Origin of the sequence: Paenibacillus sp. SAF-068 (genome assembly GCF_051967555.1) — a bacterium.
Lineage (GTDB): Bacteria > Bacillota > Bacilli > Paenibacillales > Paenibacillaceae > Paenibacillus.
Genome location: NZ_JBQCJX010000001.1, coordinates 1,679,713 through 1,701,451, shown reverse-complemented (window position 1 = coordinate 1,701,451; position 21,739 = coordinate 1,679,713). Strand labels below are relative to the sequence as shown.

The window sequence follows — 21,739 nt, the reverse complement described above, 5'->3', positions numbered from 1 at the left end:
CTTTCTTTCAGAAAGCTTTTAGGCGAACGCTTTCGCTTCTTCAGGTTATTTCTGTCCTCTCCGTTTCGTGTAAATGTTTAGTTCAATTTGTATATATAACCTCTGCTCGTGATATAAATAAGCCGTTAATATGTTTTATCCGAATTGGCTCCCTTGTAAACATTAGAAAGGGTTCTTATGCAGAAAGACCCGGTCATGGCCCGCGATCTGCAGCTCAATTCCGAGTCTTTCCTGATGAGAATAAGAATAGCTTAAATCCGGCGTAACCAATCCAGGCACCGATTGTGTTCAGAATAATGTCATCCACATCGAACGAACCCACACGGGTAATCAATTGCGTAACTTCAACGCCCAGCAGAAGCAAAATAACTGTAAATGTGAAGATCAGGAACGAACGACACCTCCGAAACAACCTTGGAATCCAGACCCCTAGCGGCATGAACAATACAATATTTCCAAATAAATTCTTGACCCAGGCATCTGTATGGTACCTCTCCCTCTCCAATAGAAGGGGCCGAATGGTCTCCAAGGGGATGAGATTATATTGATAATACAAGCCTGGCGTTCGTCCACTGACAAACAGTAAACTACCCATAATCAGTATGTAAAGCACTGCCATGCAAGCAACTATTACGAGCATAAACTTGGAGTGGATCCACGACTTTTCGTTCATTCCCTCGATCCTCCGACCTTATTTTCCGCGAAGCGGTAGGTCTATTTTAACGGGATATAGATCTTCATGTCCAACTGTTCAGGGGTCGACTTCCAGACATCCGTCACTTCAAAGTCTGGTCCTTCCCTCCGTTCATAGTTCGACTGTGGCAGCCAACTGCCATAGATCATTTTCCGGATATCCTGCCCGGAGCCTTCCACGGTAAACTCTGCATACAAGCCGCCCGGAATTTCAATCGAGGTAAAACCGGGGTCCAGTACGTGAGATGCTCCACTGCTCTCTTCACTCACAATAAAAGAAAATGCACCATCCTCTTCAAAATGACAGGCCACACCATAAGCCATATCAGGATGTGATCTCTCCGGAATTGCCATAAATCTCTGTTCCAACCCAAAATCGTGATAAAATCCGGGGATTTCTGCATAATGCTGATTGTCATTCAGGTTCGTCTTATATTCATAGCCGACAATCCAGTTCGGTTCCCTTGTAACCAGACGGGGTGTGTTCATGTGGAAGGTTCCATCAAGTGAAGTACGATAGTCATTAAAATCAATGCTCTTTTGCATCTTCAAAAGAGACATCTGATCCGCTTCCAGCTTGCGCAGCTTCGCGGGTGTCATTCCAAAGTAGGCTGAAAACGCACGGGTAAATGCCTCCTGTGATTGATAGCCGAAGTTCATCGCAATGCCCAATATGCCTTCCGATGTGCCCCGCAGCATCCATGCAGCTTCTGTTAATCTCCGTCTGCGCACATATTCCAGTACCGTGAATCCGGTGATCGCCTGAAATAAACGTTGGAAATGAAACGCCGAAAAGCTCGCAGCAGCGGACGTCTCTCTAATATTAAAATCATCCTGCAAATGCTGCTCCAGATACTCTATAGCTAGCTGAATTCGTGTGTAATGATCCATAGTGACGGCTCCCCTATCTCAATTCGAAATATCAAACGATTTCTTATGTAGTATGACTGAGATCCAGTTCAATTTTTTGATTTTGTGTGCGAACTTATATGGCTAAATATACGCGAATAGATACATGAATTGCACTTCACTTCATTTTTGAATGTCACTATGATTCACGTTAAGCCAAAATCCCCTTGCTCTACAAGGAGAAGTTCCCTACTCTAATTGATTAACCAGTAGGGATCGCTCTTGTGAACAAGGGGATTTATTTTTCTAAAATCTATGCTCAACCTTTCCAATTCCCGGAAACGGGATGAATACCCCAGATATCTGTAGCATACTCACTAATGGTACGGTCACTGGAGAATATACCGGAATGCGCCGTGTTCAATATCGCTTTTCGAGTCCAGCCCGGAATATCCCGATACGCCCGATCAATGGCAGCATGCGCATCTGCGTAAGCTGCAAAATCACGCAATACAAAGTATTCGTCACCATGTGCTAACAAGGAGTCATAAATATCCCAGAACTCCCCATCACGATAACAGAATGCACCTGGATGCACCAATTGCTCCACGACCTCGCGAATACGTTCATCATGCTGCACAATCTCATTGGGACGATAGCTGCCGGAACGATAATACGCAAGCACTTCGTCTGCGCGCAGCCCATAGATGAACATATTCTCTTCTCCGACCTGCTCCGCCATCTCCACATTGGCTCCATCCATCGTGCCAATCGTCAAAGCACCGTTCATCATAAACTTCATGTTGCCTGTACCGGAAGCTTCCTTGCCTGCGGTTGAGATCTGTTCACTAACATCCGCAGCAGGAATGATCTTCTCTGCAAGAGAGACGGAATAGTTCTCGAGGAAAAATACCTTCAGTCGATCATTTACAGCCGTATCCCGATTCACCGTGTCAGCCACAGTGTTGATCAGTTTGATAATTTTCTTGGCAAAATAATAACTCGGCGCTGCCTTGGCACCAAAGATGAATGTACGTGGCACCATATCAAACGAAGCATCATTTTTAAGCCGATTATATAGATGCATGACATGCAGAATGTTTAACAGCTGCCTTTTGTATCCATGCAATCTCTTCACTTGCACATCAAAGATGGAATCCGGATTCACTGGCATGCCGGTATGATCCAGAATATACGCTGCAAGCCGTTCCTTGTTATCCCGCTTAATTGAATGGAACTGCTCCTGGAAAGAGGTATTATCCGCAAAACCTGCCAGTTGGTCCAACTTGCCCGGCTCTGTTATCCATTCGTTCCCGATCGTATCCGTAATCAGATCCGACAGTTTCGGATTGGCATGCATCAACCAGCGACGATGGGTAATACCATTGGTTTTGTTATTGAAACGCTCTGGATACAGTGCATAGAACGGCGCCATCTCGCGCTCTTTCAAAATCTCGGTATGCAATGCGGCCACACCATTCACGCTATGACTGCCTACAATGGCCAAATGCGCCATCCGTACCTGATCGTTTGCGACAATCGCCAGATGCCCTATGCGATCCTGATCTCCTGGATACCGCTCCAGCAACATGCCACAGAAACGTTTGTTGATCTCTTCAATGATCATGTAGATCCGCGGCAGCAGCTTGCTAATCATGGCTACAGGCCATCTTTCAAGCGCCTCACTCAGCGTTGTATGATTGGTATATGATACAGTACGAGTCGTGATATCCCAAGCTTCATCCCAGCCGTAACCCTTCACATCAATTAAAATGCGCATCAGTTCCGGGATAACCAGGGTTGGATGCGTGTCGTTAATATGGAAGGCCACTTTATCTGGCAAACGATCATACGACAGCTCCAGCTTGTTGAACGTACGTAGCGCACTCTGCACGCCTGCTGAACACATGAAATATTGCTGCTTCAATCGCAACAGCTTTCCTTCGTACTGGGAATCATCGGGATACAGGAATTCCGAGATCGATTCCACGGAACGGCTATAATCCAGATAACCGTAGTAATTCGAAGGTGTATCGAGTGAAGTCTCGCGCTTTGGCTCGGCACTCCATAGACGCAATGTGTTCACATGCGTTTGACCATAACCGATGACAGGCACGTCATAGGGGATCGCTACAACCGATTCGGCATCTTTTGTAACAAACTGGTAATGCCCATCCTGCTCATGAGCTTCTACCCGGCCCCAGAACTGGACTTCCACCTTTTTGTCGGGGCGGCGCACTTCCCACTCGTTGCCTTTATCCAGCCAATTGTCAGGCAACTCGACCTGATTGCCATTGATGATTTTTTGTTCAAACAATCCGTACTTATAGCGAATACCGCAGCCATGTCCTGCATATCCGAGTGAAGCGAGTGAATCCAGGAAACAGGCAGCGAGTCGTCCCAGACCTCCGTTACCCAGTCCTGCATCTGCTTCTTGCTCTTCTACCTCTTCCAAGGAGAAGCCCAGCTCAGCCAGACTATCACGGACCAGTTCCAATTCATTCACATTCAGCAGATTGTTGCCGAGCAGACGTCCAATCAGGAATTCCAGCGAGAAGTAATACACCTGTTTATCCTGGCGCTGCTTAAACCCCTGATTCGACGCTGCCCAATCCTGGCCTGCATATTCACGTATCATGCTTCCCAGTACGTGGTATACGTCTTCCTGCGTTGCTTCTTCAATCGGTTTGCCCAATTTGCTGACCAGATTCCGTGTAAAGATACTCTTGAACGTTTCCTTGTTGTCAAACAAAAGTAGGTTCCTCCCAGAGAAATCCTGCAGGATGATGGCGGTTCATACACTCAGTTGCCCAACATTGTGCAAAGAGGCCGTTACGGTTACGAATCGTTCTTATGATCGCTGTTATCTCCATATTTTCTTGATTAACCTATATAAACTGAACTAAAGAACATTTACACTGGACACTTCGATGACAGAATAACCTTCCGATCGCTGTTATCCCCAGATTTTTTGATTCCTTCTTAAAATGGGAAAATCCGGGGATAAAGGCGAGCGTTGCGCTTCTTCAGGTCATTTCTGTCCTCTCCGTTTTGTGTAAATGTTTAAGTTGAATTTATATAATCAAGGGTAAAATTTGAAGCAAAAGGCGAACGCTACGCTTCAGAATCGATTTCGTCCCCTCCACTACGTTTGTGCGTATGAAAAGCTCTAGCAGTGGTTCCCGATGCTTAGAAAATGTACGAACCTTGAATCCATCCTACAGGATTTTTATTTTATATATATTTATAAAAGATATCGGTTACGTGCGGGAATTAGATAATAGTACTTTTCGCTAAAATGTATGGATTCGACGGGTCACCGATCAAGGTCTGTCCTCCGGTCAGCTTCACGTCTTTATCCAGAATGACATTCTCAAGTACCGTCCCCTCACCAATATAGCATTTCTGCATGATGATGGAACCTTTGATTTTGGCACCCTTGGCCACCTGTACACCACGGAACAGAATGCTGTCCTCCACCTCTCCAGCCACAATGCAGCCATTGGCAAGAAGTGAATGTTTAACATCGGCGGTATCCAGGTATTTGGCAGGCGCTTCGTATTTAATTTTCGTCTGGATTGGATCTTCCTTGAACAGTTGTTCATATTGCCCTGTGTTAAGCAGCTCCATACTGTTGCGATAATAACTGTCGATCGAATTGATAACTGCGTGATAGCCATCATATGCATATGCAGCGATATTCAATCCATCCGGATTTTTTTGAATGACATCCCGGAAAAAATGGCTCTCGCCATGATCGATGCAGCGCTGCACCTGGCGCAGGAACAATTCCTTTTCCATAATGAAAATTTCTGTATATATATTCGGGTGGTTGGCGCTTTGGTGAATGTCCACCACGTTACCGTCCCCGTCATGATCAACTTTGACACAGGCATCATGCTCAGGCAGGAGCTGATCCACTTTTTTGCAGACCAGTGTAACATCTGCTCCTTTGCTAATGTGATACCTGTAGACATCCTGGAGGTCTGCTTTGGTCACATGGCGACTGCCTGCGTGCACGACATATTGACCTGATCCTCTATGGAAAAAGTCCAAATTGTTATGAAAATGCTGCAGGTCTCCCTGTGACGTATCTGTTGGATCGTTCCAGTCTGGCGGCAAAATAAACATACCTCCATGTTTACGATCCAGATCCCACGGCTTACCGTCACCGAGATGGTCCATCAGTGAGCGATACTTGCGACGGACAAACACACCTATACTCTCAATTCCGGCATTCATCATATTGGATAGAACAAAATCGATCAGACGGTAACGCCCGGCGTAAGGCACCGCGGCTCCGCAGCGAAAGTACGTCAATTCCTTCAATTCTTCAAGTTCATGGTCAAGGTTAATAACTCCGATCAATGGTTTCATCGCATGCACCGTCCTTTTGGCTTCAATTAGGCCTTGCTGGTTATTCCCTGGAGAAGCTGACGTTCCAGTTCTTCCTGATCCACGAGCAATATATCACTTTCATCTCCTGGTGCAGGTGAAATGTGTGTTCCATCCGGAATAACCAATCCTTCGGAGATAATCGCTCGATGAATGCGCACATTTTGCCCGATCTTCACCCTTGGCATGATGACCGAATCGATAACGGCGCTGTTCTCTCCCACTTCAATTCCATAAAACAGTACAGAATGATTGACCTCCCCATGCACAACACTGCCTTCACTGATAATACAATTCCGCACCTTGGCCGAAGGCGAGATGTATTGTGCAGGTTGGTTCGGATTACGTGTAAAGATACGCCAGTCCGGATCATTTAGATTAAACGGTGTGTCTTCGTCCAGCAGGTCCATATTGGATTCCCACAGACTGCGAATGGTACCTACGTCTTTCCAGTAACCTTCGAAAGGATATGCATACAGGGATTTTTCGTTTTCAAGCAACAAAGGAATAATATCTTTACCAAAGTCATAGGAGGTGGATGCCTGTTGTTCATCCTGGATCAGGAAACGTTTCAGTACATCCCACTTGAAGAGATAGATACCCATTGAAGCGAGTGTGCTCTTGGGCTCAGGAGGTTTTTCTTCGAATTCATAGATGCTATAGTCATCGTTGGTGTTCAGCACTCCGAAGCGGCTGGCTTCTTCCAATGAGACATCAATGACCGATATGGTGCAATCCGCATCTTTTTCTTTGTGATACTTAAGCATTTTTTCGTAGTCCATCTTATAGATATGATCCCCTGACAGAATGAGCACATGCTCAGGATCGAATTGTTCAATAAAGTTCAGGTTGCGGAAGATGGCATCCGCTGTGCCACGGTACCAATTGCTTCCGTCTTCACGTTCATGTGGAGGAAGAACATATACCCCACCGTTTTTACGATCCAGATCCCAGTCACTGCCAATGCCAATATAGGAATGTAAGACAAGTGGTTCATATTGCGTCAGTACACCCACTGTATCAATACCAGAATTAGAGCAGTTACTCAGCGGAAAATCAATAATTCGGTAGGTGCCCCCAAAATATACAGCCGGCTTAGCCAGTGATTTGGTTAATCCTTTTAACCTCTTACCTTGCCCTCCGGCAAGCAGCATCGCTACAACTTCTTTTTTCGCCATCATTACAGCCTCCTCCACGTGCATTCGTTCTGATTCATTTCAGAGCCCATAATCGATATTCTGTTGTGTGGACACTGGTGTCTTGATTAGGAGCATGCTGTACAGATGTGTAACGGGATGAATCGTCTTGCGGTTGAACTTCTTGGATTGTAAAGCCTGAAATAGAGATGTTGCTGGTGTAGAATTGCCCGAACTGACTTACAGAGGTGAATGTTAGCTGTAGAACTTAAGGTGTGCTCGTGACAATGAAATAGACTACTCCTATTTAACATTAAACACGAAACGGACTGGGGAATCTTACTGGAAACATCGACATCAGGTTGCGGGTGAGATTACCCTTTCACATGTCGCTGTTATTTATATTGTATTCGATAAAAGAGAATCAAACTCCTTTTGGAAAATTCATGGTAAAAGTGTGACACTACTAGACCCATAATCCTACAAAACCAAAAATGCAGGTCTTACGAATCAGGAAATGGCAATTTATTTGTAAATTTTTAGAGGAATATATAGAAATGTGTCGAATAATAAAATGGGGTTGGAAAAGTAATAATTAGAAATTGCTCAACGCAGCCTATCTAGGAGTTATATACTAATAACTATAAATTATTTGGAGGTCTTGGATTTGCAAGCAAACGATCACAATTCACTACTATATGATTTTCAAGAAAATACGATAAAAACCATTAAAGACATCATCCAAAATGAGTTCAAACTTAAATTAAGGGGAAAGCCTCAAAGTGGAAAAACGACAATAATTAATCACCTTGAACTTGAAGGATATAATACTTGCATAGTTTCTGGAAGTATTGAAAAAAAATCCGAGGAATTGGGAGCATTCAAAGACTCGCCGTTATATACGATGAATAATAAAATGGTTACTCCTCTTAACTCTGTTATGGAGATCGTAGCATCTTTATTTCAAGTAGAGGGAGTTTTGAATGGAGTAAAGAATTTATTAAACCAGTATGTCGCCTCGGATTATTCCCAGTTAGTAGCACAAATAAAAAAAAATAAAAGATTATTAATTATCGATAACGTTAGTTTAATGGACAACACCTCCATCTCTTTTATCAATGATATTGTGAATCATTGCGAAAACTACACCAATCTAAAAATCATTATAGTTGAAGATACAACTGAGGAAACCTTTATAACGTTTGAGGAAGAGAATGATTATGTTCAAGTTTGTACTATGACGAAAAAAGACTACCAAAGACTAGGAATAGAAAATCCACTATACGAGGATATCCCCCTCTCAACGCTGATGGAATATGCCCAGAGTCAAAAAGAAGAATCGATTAACGATTATATAAATAACGATTATAAGCATACGATAAACCAAATCAATAATGAGAAGGAAAAGAAAGCAATAATAAGCACATTATTATTTTACCGCTCAATTTCTCATGAAAAATGGTGTGATTATCAGAATATTAACAATTTCCTCTGGCACAATAATATCTTTGAGACAAATGAACATATACAGGAATTATCGAAAATTGGATTAATGGAATTCTCTAACGACAATAAATTTATCAGTCTACAGGACAGATACTACCCATTACTCGTCAAACATTTCCCTATTGGTAATGCCGAGAACAGGTCGTATATTTATCTGGACTATTTAGAAAAAAATGCTCCTTTTTTATATTATGAAAAATACCAACAATACCATTTTATTGGAAATAATGAGTTATCAGTAAAAAATGCTGTACTGGCTTATTCTCAACGTATGAGAGAGGAAGGCGCTTCGCGATTCACTGAAGAACTCTTGAAATTTATAGGACAAAATGTAAGTTTACAATTAACGTTAGAAAAACTGTATACAAACTACTGTTCAAATCAATATAGTGTCGCATTTCATCTTGCGGATTCATTCCTGGAAAAAATGCAAGGAAATTTTTACGGTTATTCAATTGAGATAATTGGAGAAATTAGTTACCTAAGAGCACTGTCGTTACTGAGATCTATAAACAGACAAAAGCTAAATACTCGACAAATTGATACAGAGGATATCCTTTTTATCAAAAGAATATTAGATGCGTTGGGAGATATCAATGTGGATCTCTCGTCACGTCTTGAAGAGACTCTTATGTTATTAAGCAATGAAAATTTGAAGAGTAATGAAGGAAATGTAGTTGTAGCTCAAATTTTTGATAACTTATATAAAATTTATCAAACACAAATATTCGCTACTCCGCCAAAGTATATGAGTTTTTGGCAGATACGCCAAGCTGTGCTTCTTTCTAAAATAAACCTTCTGAAAGCTGACCGTTTTACAAACAATTCTTCAGTGCTAGATCGTTCCTTTTTGCTCTTAAAGCAGTACAAAGATAAGTATCATAAATATTATCTGAAGCTAGCTTGCAATTATGCGGGAAGTCTCTTTATTCAAGGCGATTATAAAAATGCTTCTCACATAACTGAAGAAGCTATATCTTTTATTGAGAAAAAGGGAATCAGCAAATTATGGGGAGTCGTCTACCAGTTAAATTGTGTTATTAGAACAATTTTGAATCATGGTGACAAAGATGCATTTGACTCTTACAACGAACGGATATGGGAAGATGAAGAGGCTAGAAGTAACTTACATGAAGAATTTATTTGTATCTCAAATCACGCATTATTGCTACTATCATTTAATGATCCACATAAAACCCAAGATGCTACAAAGTATCTAGAAGAAACCTTAAAGTATACTAATGAATTCACAGATCCATACGATTTATTCCTACTAACCACCAATTTGGGTGTTGCAAAATACTTAAGTGGCGATATTGAACAAGCTATCGCTGTGGAAAAACAATGTGAGTCAATATTAGCACGAGGTATTGCATACTTTGATAATGATTTATTGAGTAAAAGACACGAGGCTCTGTTATATTATTATCAAAATAATAACAACAAGAGCCATGTTCTCATGATTCTAAATGGTAAAAATGATTATACAATTAATTACAATAGGCTTGGGCTTTTCTCTAACATTGAATATTGGGCTGACTGATGAATTAGCTTTATACCAATTAAAGCTTTGTAGAGGGCATACGGGTCATTAGGGAACAATTCACGGAAAACTGTGTAACATGAACTATGACTGGAGATCAAGGGCAAAGCAGCAATGTCAAAAAGCCACGGCTCGCCTTTCTCATCAACAATAAAATCAACTCTACACAGGCCATCCGCCTGTAAGGCTAACATTAATTTTTTCACCGATGTTTGGAGCTTATTTATTAACTTTGCATCTTTGATTAGCTCGAATCCATATTTGTTGCTGTCTACTTCATCCTCAGATAAAAAACTTTTTTCTTTTTTTATCTTTACTGGCAATAACGGAACGGGACGCATGTTTTTTATCAACACCGGTACTTCGACTTCGATTCCCGCTATATACTCCTGTATCAGGATCGGTTGCTGAAATTGATTGTAAAGATTAATCACCACTTCTTTCAGATTGTTTTTGTCCTTAACTAGTGTTACACCTTTAGCCGAACATTCATATGAAGGTTTTACTATATAACGCTTATTTTCCATACGTTCAAAAATTTCGAAATTTTGATTTGTAAATACTGTAGTTTTGGGAACATTCACATAGTTTTTAGCGATATCATAGTAATGCATTTTATTCTGTAATAAAGCTAATGTATACCCATCGCAACTTAAGTTATGTATATTGTGAAGGCTTGAGAAATTAGGTATGAACGAGCGTCTATTAATATCAATTCCGATTTGTGCTGTGGAATAAAGTAATATTTTATGGAATTTAGAAGTGGGTAGGTTATTTAAAATAATATCTCCTACGAAGGTTGACGGATTATTATAAAAAATATATTTTTCAGATGAATTCTTAAATCCCCTATTAATCTCACTAGCTTCCGTTTCTTCCAAATATCCAGAATTAGCTTTAGTGTATAATTTACTACCATTGATAAAAACAACGGTATATTTTCCACTGTATGACTGAGAAAATGTAATTAATTCGTTTAGCTCTTGGTATAATTGTGAATGGCTTTCCAAATTAAAACCTCCAAATAATTTATAGTTATTTGGAGGTTTTTCTCTACACTTTTAAGTTATTTCTAGGATTAAACCTCGACAGCACATCTTTCTTCCGTTCAACAGACACTTCTGTGTATATTTGCGTGGTGCTTACATTGGTATGCCCGAGAATTTCCTGCACTGAACGTAAATCAGCACCGTTGTTCAGAAGATGGGTAGCAAAGCTGTGTCTGAGATAATGTGGAGTTGATTTTTTGCTAACCTTTGATAAGTCCCTGTATTTAGAGTAAATATCCTCAATGGAGTAGATGGAGAGTCGATCTCCATATTTGTTGAGAAACAAAGCATCAGATTGGGGTTCAAAATGTTCGCGGGCATGTAACCATGTTTTAATTTTATGGATGACCTCGTTACTTGAGATGTAGAGTAATCGCTCCTTACGACCTTTCCCAAAAATCAACACGGTTTTCTCTTCGAGATCAATGTGCTCCATATCAATATTCACCAGTTCTCCAATACGAATTCCAATAACATAGAGCAGTTCAATAATAGCATCGTTGCGGAGATTAATTCTTCTTCTAAAACTTGTGTGTAATTGTTTCATGTGCTCTTGCGGTGCATTTAATAACTTTTCAACCTCATTGACAGAGAGTGTCTTGGGAATACGTCTTGCCGTTTTAAATTTTTTCCCGAAACCAATAATTGGGGACTCGACAATATCACCGTTTTGAACCAAATAATTAAAAAATGCTTTGAAGCATATGTACTTTCTTTTAATAGTCGAGTCTTTAAGTGTGTGTTCACTGTTTAATTGCTCCAGATACATGCGTATATTTTCTCTGGTCACATCATGGATATGTTTAGTATCAAGCCATTCTACAAGTCTGTTGAGATCAGACAGATAGGCTTTAATGGATTTAAGGGATAGATTGCGCTCTACGCTTAAATAAGTCTCATATTGCTTAATATAGCTATTTAGGTTAATTGTACTAAGTCTCATGATGCCTCCTGATGTCGATGTCATATGTTGCCAATGGCCCGACCTACATTATTACGCATTGAACTCCATTTGTGAAGATGCTCAAAGGCATATATACAATATTCGAAATTTGAAAAAAACAAAAAGAGCCGGATTCCCTCCGACTCGATACGTTTGCACTTATATAATTTTGCGGAACAACTCCATCACTTCATCCTTGGATGGCTGATATGGGTTCCCTGGTGCACAGGCATCTTTCATCGCATTATCGGCAAGCAGTTCCACATCCGGATCTTTCACACCCAGTTCAGACAGTTTCTCAGGGATGCCTACTTCCTTCGATAGCTGTCGAATGGCCTCAATGACGTAATCCGAACACTCCTCATCAGTTCTACCCTTCACATCCATACCGATTGCTTTGGCAATGTGACGGAATTTGCCCGGTACATGCTTGGCATTCAACTCCTCTACATAGGGGAGTAACATGGCGTTGCATACACCATGCGGCAGATCATATACCCCACCCAGTTGATGCGCCATCGCATGGACATAACCCAATCCTGCATTATTAAAAGCAATTCCACCAAGGAAACACGCGTACGTCATATGTTCCCGCGCTTCCAGATCACTGCCGTCTCTCACGGCTCTTGGTAAATATTCAAAAATCAGTTCAACAGCTGCAGCAGCTGTCGCACTTGTCACTGTAAATCCTCCAGGCGTAACCATCGCTTCCACGGCATGGGTCAACGCATCCATTCCTGTGGCCGCTGTAAGACTTGCAGGTTTGCTGAGCATCAGCTCCGGATCATTAACCGACAGGGAGACCAGACTATTGCGGTCCACCATCACCATCTTCACTTTACGTTCCTCATCTGTAATCACGTAGTTTATTGTCACCTCGCTCGATGTGCCAGCCGTTGTGTTAAATGCCACAAGTGGCACGGACTTATGTTTCGATTGATGCAATCCTTCATATTCACGGATATGTCCACCGTTCGTAGCTACTATACCAATGCCTTTGGCAGCATCCTGCGGTGAACCTCCGCCTATCGATATAATGGCGTCGCAGCCATGATCCTGGAATATTCGAAGTCCGTCATGTACATTCTGACATGTTGGATTTGGCTGAACCTCATCATATACAACATAGTCTAACCCTGATTTTCTTAATATAGACAGTACTTGTTCAGCAACACCTGAAGCAATCAATTGACGATCACTTACCACGAGTGCTTTGCGAATACCCATCTGCTCAATCATCTGGCCTGCTTCCTGTAAACATCCTCTACCCATCAAGTTCACGGGCGGAACATAATATGCATGTGTTGCCATTTGAACCAGCCTCCTGTAAGCCCTGATTTACTATCTACATTGTAACTGAATCCGTTTTCAGATATAGTGAAATAAATCACAATGAGTCTGATAAATGTTACATTGAGGTTGATTTTTACCCGTAATGAAAAAGACGACCCAGACACCCGAAGGTCCCCAAGTCGTCTTATTAATCGTTCTTTAGCTTTATCCACATCCACCACTTATACCTTCTTACAGAAGCTACTTTCACTAAAAGCATTCTTACAAAGGCTTACAGTGCCTTATCGTCCACGCCGTCTAGCCATGCCTCAATATCGCCAATTACGGAGGAGACACAACCGTCCTCAAATGGTGAGTTCAATCCAGCCAGTTCCACCAATCCGGTGAAGGATAGGCTTCCTCCCGCTTTGCACAATGTCAGATAGTCGGCCCATGCGGACTTCATGTCCTCATTGCTACGTTTCCAGAACTGGAACGCACAGATTTGAGCAAGCGTATAGTCAATGTAATAGAATGGCGATGAGAAAATGTGACCCTGCTTGTGCCAGAAGCCACCCTGCTCCAGATAAGCATTGTCTTTGTAATTGATGTGTGGCAGATAGGTCTTCTCAATGTTGCGCCATGCCTGCTTGCGCTCCGTTGGAGTCGCATCGGGGTTCGCATACACATAATGCTGGAATTCATCCACAGCTACGCCATATGGAATGAACAACAGACCGGAAGACAAGTGATCGAACTTGTACTTGTCCGTATCTTCCTTGAAGAACAACTGCATCCACGGCCATGTGAAGAACTCCATGCTCATGGAATGAATCTCAGCCGATTCAAATGTTGGCCAATTGTATTCTGGCACTGCGAAATCACGACTTTCATACACTTGGAAAGCATGACCTGCTTCATGCGTCAATACATCAATATCTCCGGATGTTCCGTTGAAGTTGGAGAAGATAAACGGCACTTTGTAATCGTTCAGGAATGTACAATATCCCCCGCCCTGTTTACCTTTTTTGCTGACCAGATCCATAAGTTCGTTTTCGGTCATCATCTGGAAAAATGCATCCGTCTCTGGCGATAATTCAGCGTACATTTTCTTACCATTATCAATAATCCAGTCCGCATCACCCTTCGGTGTCGGGTTACCCGTCTTGAAGCTGAAACCCTGATCATAATAATACAGCGTATCCACATCAATCCGATTACGCTGGCGCTCTCTGAGCTTGGTCGCTACAGGCACGATATAATCACGAACTTGTGCCCGGAAGTTGGCTACCATCTCTGCGTTATAATCCGTACGGTTCATGCGGTCATAGCCGAGTTCCACGTAGCTTGGATAGCCCAGCTTTTTGGCGATCTGTGTACGTACTTTAACCAGTTCATCGTAAATGCGATCGAATTCAGCCTCATGTTCAGCCATGAAAGTGTATCTGGCTTCCGAAGCACGCTCCCGCATGGACCGATCCGTGGACAGTTCAAATGGATGAAGCTGTGGCAACGTGCGCTCTTCACCTTCGAATGGAATTTTGGCCGAAGCGATCAACTGATTGTATTCTGTGGAAAGTTTGTTCTCCTTCTGGAGTTCTTCAATAATTTCCGGGCTGAATGTTTTCAGTGAAAGATCCGCCAGCTGGAACAACTGTGAACCCCATTTTTGTTCCAATTCATTGCGGAATTTCGAGTTAACCAGTGCACGGTAAAAATCCGTAATGTATTCCTGCACAACGGGTGCATTCTCATCCAGAAATTCGTTCTCTGCTTTGTAAAATTCATCATTGGTATCGATGGAATGACGGATGTAGACCAATTGGGCTTGCGTCTCAAAATCACTGCGCAACGCATTAATCTGATCCATGAACCCACTCTGTTCCTCAACCGTTGTTGCAGCTTCAAAACCGGTCAGCAACTCACCGAAAGACGTCTTGATATGTTCCAGATTCGGACGTGTATACGTATACTCACTAAATTTCATTTATGTACACCCTTTCCTGTTTGGCAGAATTTCGGGAGTATCCCGAGTTAAACTACCCCCTATTATACAAAAGAGCAGCTAAAAAATCCCATCTTTACGAAAAATATTTGTCCATCGGTCAAATTGTACAACATGAATGGTTACATATATTACGTGGAAATGTAAGGTCAGTGTCTCAAAAAAAAATCCCCACACAAATAAGCCCGCCTCGCGTTAGCGAAGCCAGCTTATAGGTTGTCTTTTCTTTTCACATTTAGAAAATACTAGCTTTGGTCTTTATCCATAATCTGATAGAACCAGCCCATTCCGACCATGCCCACGACCATAATAACAGCCATAATAATGATATATGTCATGAATGTAACCTCCCTGCTTCCGTATATTCATCACACTACTACTAGTGTACACGGTGAAGCCCCATTTGAATTGACCGAACATTGACAAAAATACGAAATCTTTAATTTTAATATATTGATTATTCCCCAAGAACACATAATCATACTTACTTCACCGGACGGTTCAAAGTTTCATCTGCCATGCTTACGGTGTATACTATATTTCTATGAAATGGAATTTGGATTTTTACGCAGAAAGGTTGAAAGACATGTCGACTCGCATCCCCTTACGTCAGTTATTTCTTACTGTTTTACTTGCCCTAATGTTATCTATTTTATCCGCCTGTGCGGATGGAGAAGCCCATCTTACGGTTAATATGGATGGATCAACGGATCTGGATCTCAATCTCAACGTCAAGAACTCCGCTCTTGGAAAGATCGGACAAGATAATCTCATGCCTCTGATCGCAGATGCGTTGAATCGAAATAACTTCCAGGCTGAAGTGGCGGAACAGGGAGATCAGAAACAACTCACAGCGACAACCCATTATGAAAAAGGCAATACAACCAGCTTTGACACTTCCAAGCTACCCCAAGGAATCAAGGTTGAACAAACCAGTACGCCTGGCTTCTTCACTTCCAAAATGCATATTACAGCAGAAGCCGACCTCATGGAGTCCATGCCCGATGGTGAGATCAAAAATCAGATTAACAAGGTGCCCAATTTTCTTAAAAACCTCTTGTTAAAAGATGTTAACTTTGACTTCAAATTGTCTTTACCCATCAAGGCAGCCGAATCCAATGCGGATCAGGTGGAGAATGGCGGAAAAACGCTCATTTGGCACGTTTCCCCCCTCCAGATGAATAAACTGGATCTGACTGTACAGGTTCCCAATATCCGGAACATCATCATCATTGCCGTCATCGGCCTGTTATTAATCGTTGTTCTTCTCATTTGGTTTTTTGTTCGTCGCAGACGGGCCAGACAGCGCCATAGTGCAAGAACACATCGCGGAAAAAATTAATTCTTTCACACCAATTTTAATTGTGACTTGCCAAACGGTGTTATGGATAGTAGAATACATCCGTACTGTGTGAACGGTTATTTTTTTATTAAGCAAAGCTAAAGAGGTGACAGGTTTCATGAATATCCGCGAATGCCCACTCCCTGGTATCGGAGTTAAGTACCAGTTTGATACAAAGGGCGGCCATCAGTTAGTCATTATTGTACATGAGGACGGACGCCGTGAATTATTCTCCGTTGATCCACAAGATAACGAAGAACTCACTCTGATTGCAGATTTGGAAGATGATGAATGCGTAACCCTCTCCGGGTTAATCGGAGGCTGGTCCTGATTCCCGTTGTCAGGTGCCTGCTAATTTGAGTAAATGACAGAATAACCTGTGCCTTGAATTTCAAGGCACAGGTTATTTATCTGTTAGGTTACCTTTTGAGAGCGAATATATGGAACCCATGTATTTAGTACGCGGCTAATCTCCGTGGAATGAAACGGTTTGCTAATAAAGTCTTGCATCCCGCATTTTAGACACTCCTCACGGTCACCAGCGCCTGCAAAAGCTGTAATCGCTGCAATAACCGGGATCTCCGGGTGGGTCTGTCTGATTCGACAGGTCGCTTCAATCCCATCCATAACGGGCATTTGAATATCCATAAACACCAGATCGTATTGAACCTTCTTCAAAGAATCAATGGCCTGTGCCCCATTCTCAACGATATCACATACTCCGCCAAACTTACGTAGCATTTCCTCCAACAGATGACTGTTGACCGCTTGATCTTCAGCAATCAAAATTTTGATGTCATGAGCAAGACTAGCTCGATCCAATTGCAATTCCTCATTCGTGGTGATTTCAATCGGGTCATTACTTTCCTCTAACCACCGCTCCACTACGAGGGTGAACTGGAATTCTGCCCCCTCACCGATCTCACTCTGTACGCCAATCGCTCCGCCCATTAACTCCACCAGTTTTTTGCTGATCGCTAGGCCTAGACCTGTCCCGCCAAACTTACGATTGATGGCCGGATCAAGCTGTGAGAAGGATTGGAACAATTGATGCTGCTTTTCTATTGGAATGCCGATCCCTGTATCTCTCACCTTAAAGGTCAACATCAGGTTGTCCCGACCGTGATCATCTGAGATATCAGCACCTACGCTCACCTTAATACGGCCATGCTCTGTGAATTTAACAGCGTTACCCACCAGATTGATCAAAATCTGCCGGATTCGTGTCTCATCCCCTTGAATGCGCTCAGGAATATGATCCGATACTTCATAATAGAGTTCAATATTTTTCTCTGAGGCCTTCAATGCAAACAGCTCGATCACCCCACCCAGCATCGCCCTAATATCTATAGGTGCCCGCTCAAGATCCATTTTGCCTGCTTCAATTTTGCTAAAATCCAGGATTTCGTTCAAAATGTACAATAGGGATTCGCCGCTATCAATCATGATTTCTGCAAAGCCTTTCTGTTCATCATCCAGCTCGGTTTCCATTAACAGATGGGCCATGCCCATAATCCCGTTCAATGGCGTACGAAGCTCATGACTCATGATGGCGAGAAACTCGGACTTCGCTCGGTCTGCATGTTCTGCTGCTTCCTTGGCACGTATAATATCCTTCACGGATGTCATATCCCGGAAAACCAAAACGGCCCCGCGGGTTCTCCCCTGATCCATAATCGGTTTCAATTGAAACTCCGCCAGGAAGCTGGACCCATCCGGTCTCCAGAATACGGATTCGGTACGCGGCAGCCCTCGTCCCTCACGTACAGCCTGCAGGATCGGTGTATCTTTGGATGCATACGGGATACCTTCACTCTGCATTTGAATCATCAATTCTTCAAGAGGTCTACCATTTAATTCACTCGGACAGAGGTTCATGATCTCCGCAGCAGCCGGATTGGCAAAGTTCAGATTCCCATCCAGGTCGAGTCCAATCACACCCTCAGATATGCCATTCAAAATCAACGCCCGTTCATAACTAAGATTCTCAATTTCCTCAACGTAACGTTTGGAGGCTGTAATGTCACTGGTAATCCCGTAGACCCCAACAACTTTGTCCTCAAGTATAATCGGAACATTAATTACATTTGTTTCAATTCGCTGCCCATTTTTGTGTATTAAACCGATCTCGTAGCTCTGTGCAGTGCCCTTCACCGTCTCATCAAAATGATATCGGGTCTTCTCCAGATCCACAGGATCAATGAGATGATCAAAAGGTCGACTCAGCAACTCCTTCTTGGTGTGTCCTGTCAATTGTTCCTGACCCACGTTCGCTTTCAGCAGATTGCCTTCCAGATCAAGAGAAGCCACTCCTAGCGGGTTACAATCAAATAACGATCTGTACTCTTGCAGACTTATCTGTTGTTGTTGACTATCTGTGATATCACGGGTCACAGCAACCATCTCCATTAGTTCACCTGAATCGTCATATACATAATGGGTAATGGTGTCTGCCCATACTGTAGACCCATCCTTATGCTGAAGACGATAACTGATTCGTTTGGGAGCCAGCCCCTGTCTCTGCTCTTCCACGTAGGCTTCAACCAAAGGAATATCATCGGGATAAATCACAAATGCTCCCGGCTTACCTATAACTTCTTCGGACTCATAGCCCAACATGCTTTTGCAGGCATTCGATACATATTTGAATGTACGATTAGTATCGGCTTGATGTATGGCAATCATGTCAAGTGAAGATTCAGCCAGCAGACGGGAAATACTACTGCTTTCTTCCAATTGCTTGCGCTGTATAATAAGGTGTTCCTCAGCATCCTTTTGCTTCGTAATGTCAGCTGCCTGTACCAACAGATATAATGGTTCACCATTCGTTTCGTCCCGAACAATACAAGCTCTGATCGTTGCCCATAATAACGAACCGTCTTTTCGTTTCAATCGGAACTCCGTCTCGTACATCGAACGTGTTTCATGGGTCATTTCCCAGAACTTGCTGCGGAATTCTTCCATATGCAGATCTTCTTCATAGATCATATGTACGACCGAAGTATCGATCAGTTCATCTTCGCTGTAAGCAAGCATCTCGCAAAATGCAGGATTAAGCTGCAACCACCGTCCATTTACATGCGATGCGACAGCAATGCCGATTGGTGCGTGCGTGTACAATTGTTCGAACAGAGATCGGCTCTCTGTAATGGATTTCGACATTACATGTCCTCCTTTATGAGAATCTGAATGTATTCCGTATGAATAGATCGACCTGAACATAACTTCATCTATAAGAGTACTACCCCAAATGCCATGATTTATAAACGAGGTTGTACAAAATCACTGTATGAATCGACATTTTATTCCTAGATGCTGATGACTTTCATTGTGTACATACCAATTCGAACACATCACGTCATATACTACACAATACCCGCGCTTTCCCGATTATACAATGTTGAATAGGAACGGAGGTTATGGATCATGATCATAGTCGCCAATCAACCTGCTCTGCTGAACCGCTCGGAATGGTCTGATTTTGAATGGTATTGGTTACAGCAACTTCAGAATCGTCCAACGAGATATGTTTACCAATCCATGGATCATCTTCGATTTGAATGGGACTTGAGGGGCTCTCTCGTGGATGCAGCGGAAGGACTGGATCGAAGTGGTGTGAGTTTTGCATCTTTTGAAAAATCCAGATGTAATCCTGCCTATTGGAATCGTAATACGGAAGGTGGATTCGAGCTGAAATCCAACGTGACACCCGCTGAGGGCATTCGTGATATCTGGAGGAATGGTCACTTATACGCCTTTGAATGTGCAACAGCCACCGTCATTGTACTGTATGGCGGAGTGCTGGGAAGCATTCGTGAAGACGCCTTTAATTCCCTGTTTCGAAATCTGTTACTTTTTGACTGGCATTATGACAGTGATTTGCGATTGACCGAAAAAAACGGTAGTGAAACTGCCCTGCCAGGTGATGTGCTGTATTTCAAAAATCCGGATGTTTCCCCCGAAACCCCCGAATGGCAGGGAGAGAATACGATTATGCTGCGAGAGAACTGGTATTATGGACATGGCATTGGTATTGCACGCGGCGAAGAAATTATACGTACCCTGAATCAGTTTCGCGTTCCAGGTAGCCGGGTCTCCGCCTACTTAATGAATATGGTGATCTATCCCGACTTCTTTTATTTATCCCGGTTCGCCAAGAACAGCCCGAATAATATTGCCGCTGGTTCTACGCCTGTATTACCCGGGCAGTTATATGTACGTCTTGGTGGTAGCCGCTATTTACGTAGCTGAATTACTGGAACAGAGCCATCTTGTGCTATGAACTGAAGTCGTTCTGCATCCCCGAATGATGATAAAAAAAGCCCAGTGAAAGCAGCAGTTATCCTGCCATCTCATTGGGCTTCCTTCACAACCATATGAATTGGGTTTATTCAAACCTGCTTTAGCTCCAAGTTAAATTGTCGGTCGTTTTTGCCATTTTACGCATTGGGGTCCAGCTGCACAACAACCTGTTTACCACTTACCTGAACCCCCGTCGTTTTACTACCGAATTCAGCCAGCGATTGGCTCAGTTGCTCTGCCCATTCCTTGCCAGCAACACCTTCTTTGGCTCCATGCACCTGAATGACGAGTTTTACCGAATCACCCTTCTTCAGGATGCGTTCCGCCTGAGACTGCTTCGTATCCCGGTCATGATCCTCCATCGCAAGGTTTAATCGAATTTCCTTTACTTTACGTTTGTCCGGGGATTTGCTCGCTTTTTTCTTCGCCTGCTGTGCTTCCGCTTTGGCTGCTCCAGCTCCGATTAGCTTGCATGGTGGTGGACTTGTCATCAAGGACAAGCACACCAGATCTACTTTATGCTGCTTCGCTAGCTTAAGTGCTTCCTGCGTGGGCATTACACCCAAATCTTCACCATTCAGGCCGGTCAGCTGCACTTCGGCTGCTTTGATCTTTTCATTTTTGATCATGATTCTTCCTCCTCTACATCAAAAGCCTGTCCTGACCATTTAAGATCAGAGCAGGCTGGGATGGTGTTTCTAAGA

15 protein-coding genes are annotated in these 21,739 nt (G+C 42.8%); 4 read left to right on the top strand and 11 right to left on the bottom strand.

What is annotated here, in order from left to right:
• Positions 1–214: 214 nt before the first annotated feature.
• The 5 genes from ACTHPG_RS07660 to ACTHPG_RS07640 all read right to left on the bottom strand — a co-directional run bounded on the left by ACTHPG_RS07660 (position 215) and on the right by ACTHPG_RS07640 (position 7,115).
• Positions 215–673: a VanZ family protein gene (locus ACTHPG_RS07660; RefSeq protein WP_440388517.1), complete on the bottom strand. Its 459-nt coding sequence runs from the start codon at positions 671–673 to the stop codon at positions 215–217.
• Positions 674–714: 41 nt separating this feature from the next.
• Positions 715–1,584 (bottom strand): effector binding domain-containing protein, encoded by an 870-nt coding sequence (locus tag ACTHPG_RS07655; protein WP_440388516.1) that lies wholly within the window; start codon positions 1,582–1,584, stop codon positions 715–717.
• 277 nt (positions 1,585–1,861) lie between these two features.
• The gene (locus ACTHPG_RS07650) at positions 1,862–4,294 is read right to left on the bottom strand and encodes a glycogen/starch/alpha-glucan phosphorylase (RefSeq protein WP_440388515.1); all 2,433 of its coding nucleotides are present in this window, start codon (positions 4,292–4,294) and stop codon (positions 1,862–1,864) included.
• A 521-nt stretch (positions 4,295–4,815) separates the two neighbouring features.
• A complete protein-coding gene (glgD, locus tag ACTHPG_RS07645) occupies positions 4,816–5,919 on the bottom strand; it encodes a glucose-1-phosphate adenylyltransferase subunit GlgD (RefSeq protein WP_440388514.1) in 1,104 nt (367 codons plus the stop codon).
• 26 nt (positions 5,920–5,945) lie between these two features.
• Positions 5,946–7,115, bottom strand: coding sequence for a glucose-1-phosphate adenylyltransferase (locus tag ACTHPG_RS07640; protein ID WP_440390172.1), 1,170 nt, complete (start codon positions 7,113–7,115; stop codon positions 5,946–5,948).
• Positions 7,116–7,740: 625 nt separating this feature from the next.
• On the opposite strand from ACTHPG_RS07640, the gene ACTHPG_RS07635 reads away from it, so the two are divergent.
• Complete coding sequence (locus tag ACTHPG_RS07635; RefSeq protein WP_440388513.1) at positions 7,741–10,122, top strand: hypothetical protein; 2,382 nt, start codon at positions 7,741–7,743, stop codon at positions 10,120–10,122.
• Here ACTHPG_RS07635 and ACTHPG_RS07630 read toward each other — a convergent pair.
• From ACTHPG_RS07630 to ACTHPG_RS07615, 4 genes are all read right to left on the bottom strand, one after another.
• Complete coding sequence (locus tag ACTHPG_RS07630) at positions 10,074–11,132, bottom strand: ATP-grasp domain-containing protein (protein WP_440388512.1); 1,059 nt, start codon at positions 11,130–11,132, stop codon at positions 10,074–10,076. The genes ACTHPG_RS07635 and ACTHPG_RS07630 overlap by 49 nt on opposite strands.
• A 43-nt stretch (positions 11,133–11,175) precedes the next feature.
• Positions 11,176–12,114, bottom strand: coding sequence for a tyrosine-type recombinase/integrase (locus ACTHPG_RS07625; protein WP_440388511.1), 939 nt, complete (start codon positions 12,112–12,114; stop codon positions 11,176–11,178).
• Positions 12,115–12,273: 159 nt separating this feature from the next.
• Positions 12,274–13,425: an iron-containing alcohol dehydrogenase gene (locus ACTHPG_RS07620; protein ID WP_440388510.1), complete on the bottom strand. Its 1,152-nt coding sequence runs from the start codon at positions 13,423–13,425 to the stop codon at positions 12,274–12,276.
• A gap of 253 nt (positions 13,426–13,678) precedes the next feature.
• Positions 13,679–15,373: a M3 family oligoendopeptidase gene (locus ACTHPG_RS07615; protein WP_440388509.1), complete on the bottom strand. Its 1,695-nt coding sequence runs from the start codon at positions 15,371–15,373 to the stop codon at positions 13,679–13,681.
• 604 nt (positions 15,374–15,977) lie between these two features.
• On the opposite strand from ACTHPG_RS07615, the gene ACTHPG_RS07610 reads away from it, so the two are divergent.
• Positions 15,978–16,733 (top strand): hypothetical protein, encoded by a 756-nt coding sequence (locus ACTHPG_RS07610; protein WP_440388508.1) that lies wholly within the window; start codon positions 15,978–15,980, stop codon positions 16,731–16,733.
• 118 nt (positions 16,734–16,851) lie between these two features.
• Positions 16,852–17,064 (top strand): hypothetical protein, encoded by a 213-nt coding sequence (locus tag ACTHPG_RS07605; protein WP_017688899.1) that lies wholly within the window; start codon positions 16,852–16,854, stop codon positions 17,062–17,064.
• Between the two features lie 83 nt (positions 17,065–17,147).
• Here ACTHPG_RS07605 and ACTHPG_RS07600 read toward each other — a convergent pair whose 3' ends face one another.
• Positions 17,148–19,895, bottom strand: a complete 2,748-nt coding sequence (locus ACTHPG_RS07600) for a PAS domain S-box protein (protein WP_440388507.1) — start codon at positions 19,893–19,895, stop codon at positions 17,148–17,150.
• Positions 19,896–20,159: 264 nt separating this feature from the next.
• Between ACTHPG_RS07600 and ACTHPG_RS07595 the strand changes: the two genes are divergently transcribed.
• Positions 20,160–20,984, top strand: coding sequence for a protein-glutamine gamma-glutamyltransferase (locus ACTHPG_RS07595; RefSeq protein ID WP_440388506.1), 825 nt, complete (start codon positions 20,160–20,162; stop codon positions 20,982–20,984).
• A 188-nt stretch (positions 20,985–21,172) separates the two neighbouring features.
• Here ACTHPG_RS07595 and infC read toward each other — a convergent pair whose 3' ends face one another.
• Entirely contained in the window at positions 21,173–21,664 is a 492-nt protein-coding gene (gene infC / locus ACTHPG_RS07590; RefSeq protein ID WP_440388505.1) for a translation initiation factor IF-3, read from the bottom strand.
• Positions 21,665–21,739: the final 75 nt, after the last annotated feature.

What these genes read in the sequence shown, in the direction of transcription:
- ACTHPG_RS07610 (WP_440388508.1), top strand. Translation starts at nt 15,978, where the DNA reads ATGTCGACTCGCATCCCCTTACGTCAGTTATTTCTTACTGTTTTACTT.
- infC (WP_440388505.1), bottom strand. Translation starts at nt 21,664, where the DNA reads ATGATCAAAAATGAAAAGATCAAAGCAGCCGAAGTGCAGCTGACCGGC.
- ACTHPG_RS07620 (WP_440388510.1), bottom strand. Translation starts at nt 13,425, where the DNA reads ATGGCAACACATGCATATTATGTTCCGCCCGTGAACTTGATGGGTAGA.
- ACTHPG_RS07605 (WP_017688899.1), top strand. Translation starts at nt 16,852, where the DNA reads ATGAATATCCGCGAATGCCCACTCCCTGGTATCGGAGTTAAGTACCAG.
- glgD (WP_440388514.1), bottom strand. Translation starts at nt 5,919, where the DNA reads ATGAAACCATTGATCGGAGTTATTAACCTTGACCATGAACTTGAAGAA.
- ACTHPG_RS07625 (WP_440388511.1), bottom strand. Translation starts at nt 12,114, where the DNA reads ATGAGACTTAGTACAATTAACCTAAATAGCTATATTAAGCAATATGAG.
- ACTHPG_RS07655 (WP_440388516.1), bottom strand. Translation starts at nt 1,584, where the DNA reads ATGGATCATTACACACGAATTCAGCTAGCTATAGAGTATCTGGAGCAG.
- ACTHPG_RS07595 (WP_440388506.1), top strand. Translation starts at nt 20,160, where the DNA reads ATGATCATAGTCGCCAATCAACCTGCTCTGCTGAACCGCTCGGAATGG.
- ACTHPG_RS07660 (WP_440388517.1), bottom strand. Translation starts at nt 673, where the DNA reads ATGAACGAAAAGTCGTGGATCCACTCCAAGTTTATGCTCGTAATAGTT.
- ACTHPG_RS07615 (WP_440388509.1), bottom strand. Translation starts at nt 15,373, where the DNA reads ATGAAATTTAGTGAGTATACGTATACACGTCCGAATCTGGAACATATC.
- ACTHPG_RS07600 (WP_440388507.1), bottom strand. Translation starts at nt 19,895, where the DNA reads ATGTCGAAATCCATTACAGAGAGCCGATCTCTGTTCGAACAATTGTAC.
- ACTHPG_RS07640 (WP_440390172.1), bottom strand. Translation starts at nt 7,115, where the DNA reads ATGGCGAAAAAAGAAGTTGTAGCGATGCTGCTTGCCGGAGGGCAAGGT.